Below are 13521 nucleotides of genomic sequence, written 5' to 3'. Positions count from 1 at the left end.
GCGGTCGCGGACTTGAAAAAACGCTGACCTCAAGGTTATGCTTTTACGATACGCCCGTAATCATTGAAACGATCTCGTTCTTGTCGGTTTTGGCTGTTTCGCGAATGCCGATCTGCACGCCGCGGCGCAATACGCAAATGCGATCCGACAGTCGGAACACCTGATCAAGGCTGTGGCTGACCATGAGTATCGCGAGATTTTTGGTTTTGAGGCTGATGATCAACTCTTCGACCCGGGCGGTTTCTGCCACGCCGAGAGCGGCGGTGGGCTCATCGAGCAAGATCAGTTTGCTCGCCCAGTGGGTTGCGCGCGCGATCGCGACGCCCTGACGCTGCCCACCACTAAGATCGCTGATTGTGGAATTTACAGAAGGGATGCGGATATCCAACTCATCCACCAGCGTCTGAGTTTGCTGGCGCATCCGTGACTTGTCCAACAGGCCAAAGGGTTGTTTGGTCAGTTCCCGGCCCAAAAACATGTTCATGTAAACCGGTTGCTGATCTGCCAGTGCCAGATCTTGATACACAACTTCTATCCCGTTACTTCTGGCAGAGCTTGCATCCGCAAACGCTGTGGGTTCGCCATCCAGCCGAATGCCTCCAGATGTCGGCGTATGAACCCCTGAAATAATCTTGATCAGCGTCGATTTACCAGCGCCATTGTCGCCGACGAGCGCCACGATTTGCCCTGCGCGCAGATCAAGCGAGAATTCCTCTATCGCGACAACGCCGCCAAATGCCTTGTGGACGTTCTGAAGGCTTAGCACGGGTTCTGCATCTGTCATGTCAAAGCCCTCTCCGGCCATCCGGTGGGCCGTCCGAAGATGTCTTCGATGGTGGTGACCCGGGGCGATCCAGTACTTACTCCGGAAACGCCGACAATATTGGCTCGCGTCACAAATGCCTGGCCGCGAAATCCGAAAACGACGGTATCACCTGCTTTTGGTTTTATCGGACCGGTGGCATCAATCATTCCGTAGTAGTCAATGGCGGCATAGTCGGGAACTTCGACGCTGGTGAGTGCCGAGGCCGTGCTGGTTGGTGTGGAACTGATCAGTGCTTTGAGATCATATTTCGGGAAGACCGGATCAATATAGAGCCCGCCGCCAAAACAGAAGGCGTTGCCGCCATGATGATGGGAGACTTCGCTCAGATACAAGACGGCGGGATCCTCCGGCAGATCCTCAATTGCATGGAGTGGCGTGGTTCCGTGTAGTGCATTTCCCGGTTCGCATTGGGTGGCGCCTGCGTCTGCCAGTGCCGGCAGGATCACGGAGGAATTTGTTCCGGGCGCGTTGATCTCAATTTGGTCACGCCCGGTTGCGGCCAGCGCTTCTGCGGCACGCGACAGTGTTGCGAGGTTTTGAGTGGGAACAACCTTGCGGCTGTCCTGATCAAACAAAAGCGCTGGAAAAGTCGTGATGCCGGCGAAGGCGGCACCATCCAGGGTGTCGATAAAATCTGCGACTTTCGCCACATCCTCTGCTGCGAAACCGCCCTCATGGCCCCGGTAGAACGTATCGCCTTCGGTCTGGATACGGGCCAGCAGGTTTTGAGTGCGCTCACATTTCGCTGCTGCAGCGGCCGCTTCTGTCGCTTTTTGATCACTGAAGACAGTCCAGTAGTCCGGTTTTAGCTGCGCCGCCGCAAACCCGGCATCTCCTCGAGGTACCTGCACAAGATGCCCCAAATGACCGGTTCTAAGACCAGCACGATGACAGGAAATAGCGCAATCCATATCCACCGCCACCGATCTGTCGATACCGCCGCGCTTGACCGCTGCGCAAAACCCGGAATGCCGCCCAACCTGTTTGGTCATGGCAAATGTTTTCATTCCCAGCGACTTGGCCTTGTCGGAGAAATGCCGGGCGTTACGTTCCACCGCGTCCAGATCCAGAACATAGGAATTCGGCGGCAGCTCGCCGGACTGGTGAAGCGCCATTGCAGCCTCGATGAAGCGAGGATTTCGACGCATGAGGACATCTAGAAACATGTGGCGTGGTCCTTTGTTCAGCGTTTGGTGTCGCGCAGCGAAATTGCAACGGCGAGCAAAATGATCAGCCCGCGCACGATCATCTGGTCAGATACCTTCAGGTTCATCAGGATGAGGCCGTTGTTGAGCATCCCCATCAACACAGATCCGACAAGCGCGCCCATGACCGACCCCTTGCCGCCATTGAGCGCCGTGCCACCGACGATCACCGCTGCGATGACGGTCATCAGATCACTTTCGCCCAAGGTATATTTGGCGGCTTGAAGCCGTCCTGCATAAAGCAGTCCGGCAAGACCCGCGCAGGCCCCGCAAATGGTCAGAACATAAAAGCGCACACGCGGCACCTTGATCCCGGACACCTGGGCTGCGCGAGCGTTGTCGCCGGTTGCAAGAACATGCGCGCCAAATTTTGTATGTCGATAAACCAGATGACCAATGATGACGGCGATGGCGGTCCAGATCACCAGAGAAGGTATGGAAAACAGCTTTCCGGATCCGAATATCCCGGTAAATGTTTCGTTGACCACTGGAATGGACCGCAGGTCTGTCATGGTCCGCGCGATTCCTGCAAAAAGCCCCATTGTTGCAAGGGTCACCAGAAAGGACGGTAGCTTGAGATAGGCAACAAGGACACCGTTGAAGGCTCCGATGAAAACGCCCGCAGCAAGGCCGGCGATTACGCCGATCGGCATTGAATAGTGTTGCATTGCGACGGCCGCCGACAATGCGGCCACGGCAACAATTGATCCAAAACTAAGATCGATCTCTCCGGCCGAAAGAGCGAAGACGAGGCCGACTGCCATGATCGTCGCAGGCGCAGTCTGCAAGATGATGTTGGTCAGGTTGCGTTGTGTCAGAAACCCATCGTCATGTAGGGTCAGCGCGAAAAACAGGAAGATCGCCAAAAACCCGATATAGACGATCCACTGTTGAATGTCCGTGCCGATTGACCGCGATCTGAGACGTTCCATGATCCGATGTCCAATTGAGATGGGGTGGAGAAGACCGATACCGCCCGGTCTCCTCTCCGCAGGGAGAAAATTGCTATCTGACGCTCTCGGGCGCTTCGATGTTGAGCGACTGTTTCCAACCATCCACAACATTGTCTGCGGTCACCGTCACGGCGGGCGCCACAATGAACGGCGGCACCTCTTGCCCCAACAGATCAAGGATGCCTGCCGCAGCCATCGCGCGGCCAAGCTCGTAAGCCTCGTCGGCCACAATCGCGGCGACGTTTCCGCCGTTGACCATATCCAGAGCAACTGGTTCGGAGAGATCAAGGGTCACAATCTTTGTTGTTGTATTTCCATTTGCGCGCAGCGCCGCCAGAACGCCTTCAGCTGGTCCGGCCCAGGTGACATAGATGCCGCCCAGATCGGGGTTTCGCAGTAACATCGCATTGGCGATCTCCTCTGCGCGGGCGGGATCGCTGATGCCCTGTTCGGCGACGATGGACATGTTGGGGTAATCGTTTTCGATCGTAGTCTTGAAAGCGTTATCCCGCTGGTTGGTCACATAGTAAGCCGCGTCGTGGTAAATCCAACCAACGGTTCCGGTCTCACCCATTGAGGCAGCCAGCGCATCGGCTGCTTGCTTGCCCATCTGGAAAAGATCATCCGTCACGATTGCAGCATAATCGCCCGGGTGCTGATAGTCGGCTGGCAGGTTGGACAAGAAGACCAGCTTTACCCCACTCTCTTTTGCTTCCTTGAACGCCGCTGCGGATGTTACCGGATCGAGGGGCAGCGACAGGATGATACTGGGGTCTTTGATCAAGGCGGTTTCGATATCGCTTCGTTGTTTTGCCGCATCGAACCCGGCACTTGTTGTCGCGACAACTTCGATCCCGAAACGGGCAAATTCATCGGTGGCACCGGCGGTCACGGCGTTCACGAAATCCGATTGATCATGCCAAAGCAGCGCGGCGGTGTGACCTTCGGCTTTCAGCTTTTCCATGCTGTTTTCGGGGACCGTAATTTCGGCCGTGGGCGTGGCGGTTTCACCGCCAGGACCAATGGTCTGCGCAAAGAGTGGCCCGCCTGCCAGCGTCAACGTCAGGCCAATCACTAGGTTCAATAGCTCTCTTCTCATTTTATCCTCCCGGTTGGTTTTCAGTTACAGGTGCCGCAATAGTGCGCGATAAACAGGGCAAAGGCGCGAACTGCCGCCAGATATTCTTCGACGCTGATGCGTTCCTCGAAAGTATGGGCGACGCTGATGTCGCCGGGCGCGCAGTAAACTGCCGGGCATCCAAGCGTATTCACCAGAAATGGCGTCTCGGACCAATAGGGCGCGCCGCCGATCGCGCCGCCGCTGCTATGAGTGCTTCCGATACAATCCGCGAGCAGCAGCGCCGATGGATGGTCCGGGTCAATTTCAACAGGTGAGCCGCCGCAGGGGTGATCTCTTCCTGCAGGATAGTTGATACTGATCGAGATTTCTTCGTCCAGTGTGGTTTCCGCAAGCACGGTTTCCAACTCTGTCACCGCGTGGTCGAGATCTTCTTCGGGGCGCAGCTTGCGGATCAGCGAGATTTTGCACTCCCCCGGAACAGCGATGTATCCCCCGCCAACAACTTCGGTGACCAAAAGCCCCGAGGATCCAACGAGGTCATGTTTCGTGCCGCTGGCGAGGGCGGCGTCTAGTTGCCAGAGCGACGCGAGGATTTCACCTGTTGCCTTCAGCGCATCGACGCCGTCTTCGGGGGTTCCGAAGTAGGCCGAGCGGCCAGTCACTGTGATTTCGGCAATTAGGAACCCAATTTGGGCCGTATAGACGTCCAGCGTCGTTGGTTCGACATAGACCGCAAAATCAGGTTTCTTGACCTGCCCGGCGTTGACCCGCGCGACGAGGTCCTTGGCGCCGGCGCTGACCCCGGTTCCGGGCTCCCCGCTTTCTTCGTCTCCGACGAAGGCAAAGCTGACTGTACCGGACAGTTTGACGTCGGCTCGATCAAGCAAGCGTAGTGCTGCGATTGCAGCACATATGCCCCCCTTGAGATCACAGGCGCCACGTCCCCATATCTCGTCGTCACTTTGGTATGCTGCCCAAGGATTTTCCTGGGGCTGTCCTTTCCAGTGTTCAGACCATCCACGGACATGCACGGTGTCGGTATGGCCGACAAACATCAAATGTGGCCCGTCGCCAAGACCTTCTCGCACCCCCCAGGTATTGGGCCGTCCAGGGAGGAAAGCCTCCATACCAGTTGACATGTCCAAATCACTTAGTTGGTTCATCAAAAAAGACGCGAATGCAGCCTCATTTCCCGTGACGCTTTCATGCCCTATCGCGTCTCGCAAAAGTGCCAGATCAGCTTCAGCGTCCTGAATTTGGACCAGCTTTTGTTCCATCTCTGGCAGGGTCATGCAGCACCTTGCTGAAACGTCTTTAGTTCGGGGGAGGGGACGTCGATCTTGGTGCCGGGCAAGCCCTTCGCAAAAACGGCAATGTGTAAGCGTGACAATCCGACGGCGGTTGCACCCGCAAGTGCCGCGTGGCTGCCCAAAGCGGAAGGCTCCAGGGTGATCGGTCTTGGGAAACACTTCATGATCTCGGGTTCAATCAATTCCATTAGTTCAGAGCGTGCGCCGATGGATCCCCCGAGCACCACACAGGAGGGGTCGACAATCGAACAGATCGCAACAACGGCGCGTGCGATGTGTCGCGCAGCGTGCCCCAATGCTTCTTTGGCGATTGTATCCCCCTCTGAAGCGGCCTCAAAAATTTCTGGCACTGTCAGAGAGCGGCCCGTTTGCTGTTGGTAAAAAGTAGTGATCGCCGAGGTTGCAGTGACACGCTCCAGTGCGCCGATGCTGAGGCTTTCATCTTCCTGCGGATCAGCGCCGAAGGGAAGAAATCCGATTTCTCCCGCAGCGCCTGTTGCACCCCTGACCAGCTCGCCGCCAACCACTAGGCCCGCACCGATCCCGGTGCCCACCGAGACAAAGGCAAGATCGTCGCGGTCGGTGCGCTGTGTCATCCAGTGCTCGCCCAAAGCGGCCAGATTGACGTCATTTTCCACAACAACTTCAACGCCCAGTCGTTTCTCGAGCAGGTCGGGAAAATTCAGCGTGTCCATGTCTGCGATGTTTGGAGCCATCCTGATATGGCCGGTTTTTGCTTCCAGGACCCCGGGTACGCCAATAACAGCGATGCGGATTTTTTCTGTTGGTAGCTTTTTTGTATCGGCGACGTTGATGATCAGCCTTGCAATCTGATCCACGACTGCCTCACCACCTTTGACGTCGGTTGGTTCGGATGTCTCCACGACCACTGTACCGGACAAATTACACAGCGCGACACGTACCTTTGTTCCTCCAAGATCAACACTTGCCACGAATGCAGCGTCAGGGACGATTTCGTAGACAACCGCACGACGCCCGATGTTGCCTTCGGTTCGGCCGACGGTTTGCACCCAGCCATCGCTTTCCAGCCGAGAGACAACTTCTGAAACTGTCTGTTTGGAAAGCCCGGTCATCTTGGCAACGCTGGCACGGGAAATAGGCCCATAGCTTGTGATTGCCTGCACGATAGTGCTGGTCGTCACGCGTCTCGAAATCGCCGAAATATCGCTCAAGGTTTAGCTCACAGATTAGTTCGTCTACCTTCCGAACTAATAAAATTGACGACTTTGTGTCAAGGACATTTTACTGTCTCGGGGTCCGGGCTCTTCTTCCGAAGCCCGTCACGGAGCTAAAGTTAATCGCAATATCTGATCCGAAAATGTTCTCGATCTTGATGCCTAGTCGGGCTTTTGCAGGATACTACAAGCGTCGCACATCTATTCCTTTTCGACTTTGCGTCTGGAGGTCGGGTGCCGGTCTATCTCCCGCGCCCGCCTTGCATGACCTTCTCGACGGCGCTTGCCGATCGCCGTACAGCGGCTTCGATCTCTGGTTGTTGTCTCAGGAAACGTGTCGTGGGGACCGGTACGGATATGGCGTGCAATTCGCCGGTCCAGTCTTCAAACGCGAACCCTACTGCCGAAATACCGTCTGAGTGCTCATTGTTGTCATAGGCAAGACCGGTTTGCGCAACATGATCAAGTAACCTGCCAAATTCGTTCAGATCGAGGTCAATGCCATTGCGGCCGGCTTCGGCGCTGGCACGCTTCAGTGCGACGTCACGGGGCAATTTTGCAAGACAGGCGCGACCGTTTGCGGTTGTGGTGATCGGGAAGACTTCGCCGACTGAGGACACGGTGCGCAAACGGTGCGTGCCCGGCACCTGATCAATGAAAATCATCTTATCACCGCGAAGAACAGATAGATCTGACGTTTCACCGGTCGCTTGCGTCAAATCGCTAAGCAATGCTCTGCAACGCTCTGCGGTGTCATGGCGAGCGGCCTGCGCCAGCGCGCCAAGTTCCGGTCCCAATCTGACGCCGCCGCCTGATGCATTCGAAATCAACAACCGCTCCGTCTGAAGCGCGCCGGCGATTCTCTGAACCGTTGAGCGGGGCAACCCCACTTCAGAAGCGATTTGCCCGAGGCTCAGGCCTTCCGGGTGTTCCTTGAGGCTGCGCAGTATTGTCGCTGCACGTGAAATTACCTGAATGCCACTCCGACCGCTTTCGATTTCTTCAGTTTTCATAGGGTCTCCGTGAGGTTTGTCGTTTTCTTGGTCTTACTTCTGTTGCGTCTGGTGTCAAGCAAATAACCGCATTGTGATACAGTAAGGCCACATTGTAATTATATATTGACCGTAATGCGATGCATGTGTATCAAAATAGTCAATTAGGCTGGGAGGCCCAATCGAACCTTTAAAACCAACTAACACTGCCCCGGCGGTGAACAGAGGACATGTATCCATGGTGGAAATCCGCGGTATTGAGTTTCAGGCAAATGACAACAACGAAATGGGTCTGGAGTTTGTGAACCTGAGCCACCGGTTCGGCTATCAATGCCCGAACTGGCCCTATTTCAAAGACGTCGCCATCGAGCGCAAGCACTACATGGCGAAATCGGGAGTGCTGAGCCAGACCATTACGACGACGATGCATGTGACCACCCATATCGACGCCCCCGCGCATGTGGTGCAGGGCACACCTTTTATCGACGAGGTGCCGCTGCCGCACTTTTTTGGGTCCGGCCTTGTTGTGTCGATCCCGAAGAAGAAATGGGAATCGATCACCGGTGATGATCTGGAGGAGGCCTGTGGTCATGCGATCCGCAAGGGCGACGTGCTGATCATCAACACCGGCTGGCACAAACAATACGAAGACGGTGATTACTTTGCCTATTGCCCCGGTCTGGTTCAATCCGCCGCAGATTGGATGGTGGAAAAAGGCGTCAAGGTGGTTGGTCACGATACTCAGGCCAACGATCATCCGCTGGCCACTGCAATTGGCCCACAACGCAACGGCCCGATCCTGCCGCATCTGCAGGCAGAGTATAAGGAATGGTCCGGTGGCAACGACTGGAAAGATGACTTCCCCGAATGGGAACCCGTCCACAACACGCTGTTCTCGAACGGTATTCTGGGTATCGAAAACGTCGGCGGCGATCTCGATGCGGTGACCGGCAAACGGGTGACCTTTGCCTTTTTCCCCTGGAACTGGGACCGCGGCGACGGGTGCATCATCCGCCTGGTTGCGATCACCGACACGGCGCAAGCTTACCGCATCGAAGCCGGAGAGGCCTTCTGATGCATCTCAAGCGCTTCTCCGAGGCTGAGCCCTATGAGGCCCCCAACCATTGGGGGGTCGCGGGCTTGCGCCTGCAGGGGTTCGAAGAGGGCGGGCCGGAAAACCAATGGGTCGGGCTCTCGCAATTCCTGCCCGGCGGCGGTGCGGGCCCGGACAGCACACCCTTCGAAAAAGTCTATATCGTTCTCGAAGGGGAGATGACCGTGGAGGCCGATGGTGTCGAGACGGTTCTGAGCGCGATGGACAGTTGCACCATACCCCCGGGCGAGCTTCGTCGCATCGAGAACAAGTCCAACCATATTTGCAAAATGCTGGTCGTGATCCCGTATCCCGATGGCAAACGACCGGAGTAAATCCATGGCGCTCGATAATCCACTTTCGATGTTCGACGTGAAAGGCAAGGTGGCGCTGATCACCGGGGCCTCGGGGGCTTTTGGCGCGGTCGCAGCGCAATGCCTGTCGAGTGCGGGCTGTAAGGTGGTGCTCGCGGCGGGCACCGCCAATGCGCTGGCTGATGTCGCTAAATTATGCGCCGGTGAAGTCCACCAAGTAAACGCCCGCCCCGAGAACGAGAAAGCCTGTGCAGAGATGGTGGATGAAACCGTCAGGACCTTTGGCCGCCTCGACATTCTGGTGGTGGCGTCGGGCATGAACAAAGTTGCCAAGATCGACGACATGGAACCTGAGACGTTCGACAACGTCATGGACGCCAATGTCACGCAATCCTGGCTGATTGCGCGGGCGGCGACCCGTCAGATGAAAGCGCAGGGCACAGGCGGCAAAATCGTTTTTGTATCCTCCGCTCGCGGCCTCTTGGGCCATCCGGCAGGCTACACAGCCTATTGCGCGTCAAAGGCGGCGGTGGACGGTATGACCAAGGCGCTTGGCTGCGAGCTCGGTCCCACCGGGATCACGGTGAACGCTATTGCGCCCACGGTGTTCCGCTCGCCACTCACCGCGTGGATGTTCGAAGACACGCCCGAGGCAACGGCATTGCGGGATGGCTTTCTGGCACGCGTGCCCAAAGGTCGCCTGGGAGAACCGGAGGATCTTGCTGGACCTCTTTTGTTTCTCGCGTCAAAGGCGTCTGATTTCTACACCGGGCATATTCTTTATGCCGATGGCGGATATACGGCGGGCTGATCGATGAGGAAGAACTGTCAAACTGCTGTGATTGGTGCGGGTCTTATGGGCCACGGCATTGCGCTGACACTCGCGCGCGCCGGACAATACGTCTGCCTCACCGATCCGAATGAAGATGCCCGGGAAAGTGTCTCTCGTCGAATCTCAGAAAGCCTGCGGGTGCTTGGCGAACCAGACGACTGTATCGCGAAAATCCTCAAGAAGATCGAAGTGTCGAACTCGATTGCGGCGGCAGTTCGGGACGCGGAGTTCGTATTTGAAGCCGCGCCGGAAAAGCTGGCATTGAAGCAAAGGGCCTTTGCAGAGATTGAAGAACATGCGCCTGAAACCTGCATTCTGGCGTCCAATACCTCGGTGATGCCCATCACCCGGATCATGAGCGGGTTACGTCTCAAGACCCGCGCACTTGGCACTCATTGGTGGAACCCGCCCCATATGATCCCGCTGGTGGAAGTCGTCTGTACCGAATGGACCGATGATGAAGCTGCGAAAGAGATGATCGCTCTACTGGATGATGCTGGAAAGACGCCTGTACGCGTCCAGAAGGATGTGCCCGGTTTCATCGGTAACCGGTTGCAGCACGCGCTTTGGCGCGAGGCGGTCAGCCTCGTAGAAAATGGCATATGCGACGCGGAGGCTGTTGATACTGTCATCAAATCAAGTTTCGGGCGCAGACTTGCGATACTGGGCCCTTTGGAGAATGCAGATCTTGTGGGCACTGATCTGACGCTGGATATCCACGAAAACGTTCTGTGTGATTTGGAGAGCCGACGGGCTCCTTCACCCTATCTTGCCAAGCTTGTCGCACAGGGGCGGCTTGGCATGAAGTCGGGGCAGGGATTTCGCAATTGGACAGAGGATGAAGCCGAAGCGGTGCGCCAGCGCGTGGCCCGGCATCTCAAGCGTCTGGAAGGGATTCTTCTCGACTGACGCCGCAATAAACCGGTTAAACTACCGGATAAGGGAGGAAGATATGACAACGAAGATCACACCATGGTCGCGCCGGCGGTTCCTGGCGGGCAGTGCTCTGACACTTGCGGCCCCCGCTGCTCTGACCAGCACCCGCGCCTATGCCGCCAATCCGGTCATCAAGGTCGGTCACGTCAGTCCGCGCACCGGGCCTCTGGCGGGGTTTGCGGAAGCCGATGACTACGTGCTCGAAGCCATCAATCAAGCCTTCGCTGCGGGTCTGGAAAACAATGGCAAGACCTATACTGTCGAGATCATTTCAAAGGACAGTCAGTCGAACCCGAACCGTGCCGCTGAGGTGGCCGCTGATCTGATCCTTGGCGACGAGGTTGATCTGATTGTGGCGGCTTCGACGCCCGACACCGTTAACCCGGTGTCGGATCAGGCGGAAATCAACGAAGTCCCCTGCATCACCACGGACTGCCCGTGGCAACCCTATTTCTTCGGGCGCAATGGCGTGCCGGGCGAAGGGTTTGAGAACACCTACCACTTCTTCTGGGGGCTGGAGGACGTAATCGGCGCGTTTCTTGACATGTGGGGCAAGAGCGGCGTCGCCAAGAACATTGGCGGCCTTTTCCCCAATGATGCGGACGGGAATGCCTGGGGAGATGCCGAACTTGGCCTGCCCAAACCGCTTGCTGCGGCAGGTTACAATCTGGTCGATCCCGGACGTTTCCAGCCGCTTTCAGATGACTTCAGCAATCAGATCGCGGCGTTCAAATCTGCCGGATGCGAGATTGTTACCGGCAATATGATCCCGCCAGATTTCGCGACCTTCTGGGCACAATCAGCTCAGCAAGGGTTCACACCGAAGGTCGTGACCATAGGCAAAGCGCTGCTTTTCCCATCTGTTATCGAGGCTCTTGGCACGCGTGGCGACGGGCTGACCTCCGAGGTCTGGTGGTCACCCAACCATCCCTTCAGCTCATCGCTTACCGGGGCAACTTCCAAAGATCTGGCGGATGGTTACACCGCTGCCTCCGGGCGGCCCTGGACCCAACCCATCGGGTTCAAACATGCGCTCTTCGAGGTGGTTGCCGATGTGATCAAACGGGCCGAGGATTTGGATGATCCTGCCGCAATCGTTTCGGCGATTGCGTCCACGGATCTGGATACGATCACCGGAAATGTGAATTGGGCAAACGGGCCGATCAACAACGTGACCAAGACCCCCCTGGTTGCCGGTCAATGGCAGCGGGAAGGCGATGTGCTCGATCTGAAGATCGTAGCCAATGCGGCAGCGGCCACCATTCCGATCACTGGGGATCTGAAACTTCTGTCCTAACGATCCGTGCAGCGGCTGTGATTTCGGATGCCGCGCGTACGTAAAGCCGAGGAATCATGGCAGCATTTTTACAACTCGATCAGGTTTCCAAGGCGTTTGGTGCCGTGACCGTGGCTGACGCGCTCAGTTTCGATGTTCAGTCGGGTGAGGCGCTTGGTGTGATCGGTCCCAATGGCGCCGGGAAAACATCAATGTTCAACCTGATCACCGGAACATTGTCGCCGAACTCTGGCAGGATCCTCTTTGATGGCCGTGACGTGACGAGAAGCAGCGCTGCCAAGCGCTGCCGTGCGGGAATGGCCCGCAGCTTTCAGGTGCCGCAGCCCTTTTCGGGCATGACGGTGTTTGAAAACGCGATGATCGCGGCCACGCAGGCAGGTGGGATGCAGGGGAGAGCGGCGGAACAGCTCTGCCTCGACGTGCTGCATCAAACCGAGTTACTAGACCGTGCCAACACACTCGCGGGGGGCCTCACACTATTGGGGCGGAAGCGGTTGGAACTGACGCGCGCACTTTGCGCCAGACCTAAGCTTCTGATGCTGGATGAGATCGCGGGTGGTTTGACAGAAGCGGAATGCGGCGCGCTCATACAGACCATCCGGGACATCCATGCGCGTGGCGTGACGATCATCTGGATCGAGCATGTTGTGCATGCTTTGCTCGCCGTCGTCGACAGGCTGATCGTGATCGATTTTGGCAGGAAGATCGCGGAAGGCGCACCCAAGGCCATCATGGAAAGCCCCGAGGTTCAGGAAATATATCTGGGGATCGAAGCCGATGCCTGACCCAATTCTGACGCTCCAAGGCCTGAATGCGTTCTACGGCGATTTTCAGGCTCTTTACGGCATTGATCTGGAGGTTGCAGAGGGCGAAGTCCTTGCGATCATCGGGGCCAATGGCGCGGGCAAGACCACCCTGATGCGGTCGATCTCGAGCCTGACGCAAAACAGGCCAGAGATGGTGCGCTACCGGGGTGAGGACATCGGTGCGCTCAGGGCAGATGAAGTCGCAGCAAGGGGCATTGCCCTCGTGCCGGAGGGGCGACAACTCTTCCCGTCGCTGTCGGTCGAGGAGAACCTGATCATCGGTGGCCAGATTGGCCGTAAGGGCGCTTGGTCCTTGCCTGCCATCTACAAGCTCTTTCCCATTCTGGAGGAACGTCGCCACCAACAGTCGACGTCGCTGTCAGGCGGTCAACAGCAGATGGTGGCCATTGGCCGCGCCCTCATGGCCAACCCGGACCTGATCCTCTTCGACGAGATCAGCCTCGGGCTGGCGCCGATCATCATCAAGGACATCTATGCCGCCCTGCCTGGCATCATCGGGGAAGGCATGAGCGCACTCATCGTGGAGCAGGATATTACCAAGGCGCTTGCCGTTTCATCGCGTTTCTATTGCCTGCAAGAGGGGCGCGTCTCACTGGAAGGGACATCTGCCACCATTGCCCGCGAGGACATCTCGCGCGCCTACTTTGGGGTTGCGTAAC

Annotated in this window: 14 protein-coding genes; 7 read left to right on the top strand and 7 right to left on the bottom strand. The window is 57.1% G+C overall.

Annotated elements, in window-relative coordinates:
• Positions 1-43 precede the first annotated feature (43 nt).
• The 7 genes from Q0802_RS13135 to Q0802_RS13105 all read right to left on the bottom strand — a co-directional run bounded on the left by Q0802_RS13135 (position 44) and on the right by Q0802_RS13105 (position 7584).
• Positions 44-784, bottom strand: coding sequence for an ATP-binding cassette domain-containing protein (locus Q0802_RS13135; protein WP_298918957.1), 741 nt, complete (start codon positions 782-784; stop codon positions 44-46).
• On the bottom strand, positions 781-1992 hold the full coding sequence (locus Q0802_RS13130) for an alanine racemase (protein WP_298918954.1): 1212 nt from the start codon (positions 1990-1992) through the stop codon (positions 781-783). The genes Q0802_RS13135 and Q0802_RS13130 overlap by 4 nt, the downstream gene beginning before the upstream one ends.
• Before the next feature lie 17 nt (positions 1993-2009).
• Entirely contained in the window at positions 2010-2963 is a 954-nt protein-coding gene (locus Q0802_RS13125) for an ABC transporter permease (protein ID WP_298918951.1), read from the bottom strand.
• 73 nt (positions 2964-3036) lie between these two features.
• Positions 3037-4083: a substrate-binding domain-containing protein gene (locus Q0802_RS13120; protein WP_298918948.1), complete on the bottom strand. Its 1047-nt coding sequence runs from the start codon at positions 4081-4083 to the stop codon at positions 3037-3039.
• A 20-nt stretch (positions 4084-4103) separates the two neighbouring features.
• Positions 4104-5357, bottom strand: a complete 1254-nt coding sequence (locus Q0802_RS13115) for a M20/M25/M40 family metallo-hydrolase (RefSeq protein ID WP_298918945.1) — start codon at positions 5355-5357, stop codon at positions 4104-4106.
• Positions 5354-6568 carry an ROK family transcriptional regulator gene (locus Q0802_RS13110; protein ID WP_298918942.1) on the bottom strand — a complete coding sequence of 405 codons (1215 nt, stop codon included), beginning with the start codon at positions 6566-6568 and terminating at the stop codon, positions 5354-5356. Before Q0802_RS13110 ends, Q0802_RS13115 begins: the two co-directional genes overlap by 4 nt.
• 245 nt (positions 6569-6813) lie before the next feature.
• On the bottom strand, positions 6814-7584 hold the full coding sequence (locus Q0802_RS13105) for an IclR family transcriptional regulator (RefSeq protein ID WP_298918939.1): 771 nt from the start codon (positions 7582-7584) through the stop codon (positions 6814-6816).
• A 217-nt stretch (positions 7585-7801) separates the two neighbouring features.
• On the opposite strand from Q0802_RS13105, the gene Q0802_RS13100 reads away from it, so the two are divergent.
• Genes Q0802_RS13100 through Q0802_RS13070 form a run of 7 tightly spaced genes read left to right on the top strand, consistent with a single transcriptional unit; the run spans position 7802 to position 13520 of the window.
• The gene (locus Q0802_RS13100) at positions 7802-8638 is read left to right on the top strand and encodes a cyclase family protein (protein ID WP_298918937.1); all 837 of its coding nucleotides are present in this window, start codon (positions 7802-7804) and stop codon (positions 8636-8638) included.
• Complete coding sequence (locus Q0802_RS13095) at positions 8638-8991, top strand: cupin domain-containing protein (RefSeq protein ID WP_298918934.1); 354 nt, start codon at positions 8638-8640, stop codon at positions 8989-8991. Before Q0802_RS13100 ends, Q0802_RS13095 begins: the two co-directional genes overlap by 1 nt.
• Positions 8992-8995: 4 nt before the next feature.
• Positions 8996-9781 carry an SDR family oxidoreductase gene (locus Q0802_RS13090; protein WP_298918932.1) on the top strand — a complete coding sequence of 262 codons (786 nt, stop codon included), beginning with the start codon at positions 8996-8998 and terminating at the stop codon, positions 9779-9781.
• Between the two features lie 3 nt (positions 9782-9784).
• Positions 9785-10711 carry a 3-hydroxyacyl-CoA dehydrogenase NAD-binding domain-containing protein gene (locus tag Q0802_RS13085; RefSeq protein WP_298918929.1) on the top strand — a complete coding sequence of 309 codons (927 nt, stop codon included), beginning with the start codon at positions 9785-9787 and terminating at the stop codon, positions 10709-10711.
• 43 nt (positions 10712-10754) lie between these two features.
• The gene (locus Q0802_RS13080) at positions 10755-12035 is read left to right on the top strand and encodes an ABC transporter substrate-binding protein (protein ID WP_298918926.1); all 1281 of its coding nucleotides are present in this window, start codon (positions 10755-10757) and stop codon (positions 12033-12035) included.
• 56 nt (positions 12036-12091) lie between these two features.
• On the top strand, positions 12092-12820 hold the full coding sequence (locus Q0802_RS13075) for an ABC transporter ATP-binding protein (protein WP_298918922.1): 729 nt from the start codon (positions 12092-12094) through the stop codon (positions 12818-12820).
• A complete protein-coding gene (locus tag Q0802_RS13070; RefSeq protein WP_298918919.1) occupies positions 12813-13520 on the top strand; it encodes an ABC transporter ATP-binding protein in 708 nt (235 codons plus the stop codon). Before Q0802_RS13075 ends, Q0802_RS13070 begins: the two co-directional genes overlap by 8 nt.
• Position 13521: the final 1 nt, after the last annotated feature.

The sequence above is a fragment of the uncultured Roseobacter sp. genome (assembly GCF_947495275.1).
Classification (GTDB): Bacteria; Pseudomonadota; Alphaproteobacteria; order Rhodobacterales; family Rhodobacteraceae; genus Roseobacter.
Note: the sequence above shows the minus strand (reverse complement) of the source record. Positions and strands in the feature narration are given on the sequence as shown.

Excerpts from the sequence above, each read along its gene's own strand:
- Q0802_RS13130 (WP_298918954.1), bottom strand. The coding sequence starts at position 1,992 with ATGTTTCTAGATGTCCTCATGCGTCGAAATCCTCGCTTCATCGAGGCT.
- Q0802_RS13095 (WP_298918934.1), top strand. The coding sequence starts at position 8,638 with ATGCATCTCAAGCGCTTCTCCGAGGCTGAGCCCTATGAGGCCCCCAAC.
- Q0802_RS13115 (WP_298918945.1), bottom strand. The coding sequence starts at position 5,357 with ATGACCCTGCCAGAGATGGAACAAAAGCTGGTCCAAATTCAGGACGCT.
- Q0802_RS13100 (WP_298918937.1), top strand. The coding sequence starts at position 7,802 with ATGGTGGAAATCCGCGGTATTGAGTTTCAGGCAAATGACAACAACGAA.
- Q0802_RS13120 (WP_298918948.1), bottom strand. The coding sequence starts at position 4,083 with ATGAGAAGAGAGCTATTGAACCTAGTGATTGGCCTGACGTTGACGCTG.
- Q0802_RS13090 (WP_298918932.1), top strand. The coding sequence starts at position 8,996 with ATGGCGCTCGATAATCCACTTTCGATGTTCGACGTGAAAGGCAAGGTG.
- Q0802_RS13070 (WP_298918919.1), top strand. The coding sequence starts at position 12,813 with ATGCCTGACCCAATTCTGACGCTCCAAGGCCTGAATGCGTTCTACGGC.
- Q0802_RS13105 (WP_298918939.1), bottom strand. The coding sequence starts at position 7,584 with ATGAAAACTGAAGAAATCGAAAGCGGTCGGAGTGGCATTCAGGTAATT.
- Q0802_RS13125 (WP_298918951.1), bottom strand. The coding sequence starts at position 2,963 with ATGGAACGTCTCAGATCGCGGTCAATCGGCACGGACATTCAACAGTGG.
- Q0802_RS13075 (WP_298918922.1), top strand. The coding sequence starts at position 12,092 with ATGGCAGCATTTTTACAACTCGATCAGGTTTCCAAGGCGTTTGGTGCC.
- Q0802_RS13135 (WP_298918957.1), bottom strand. The coding sequence starts at position 784 with ATGACAGATGCAGAACCCGTGCTAAGCCTTCAGAACGTCCACAAGGCA.
- Q0802_RS13080 (WP_298918926.1), top strand. The coding sequence starts at position 10,755 with ATGACAACGAAGATCACACCATGGTCGCGCCGGCGGTTCCTGGCGGGC.
- Q0802_RS13085 (WP_298918929.1), top strand. The coding sequence starts at position 9,785 with ATGAGGAAGAACTGTCAAACTGCTGTGATTGGTGCGGGTCTTATGGGC.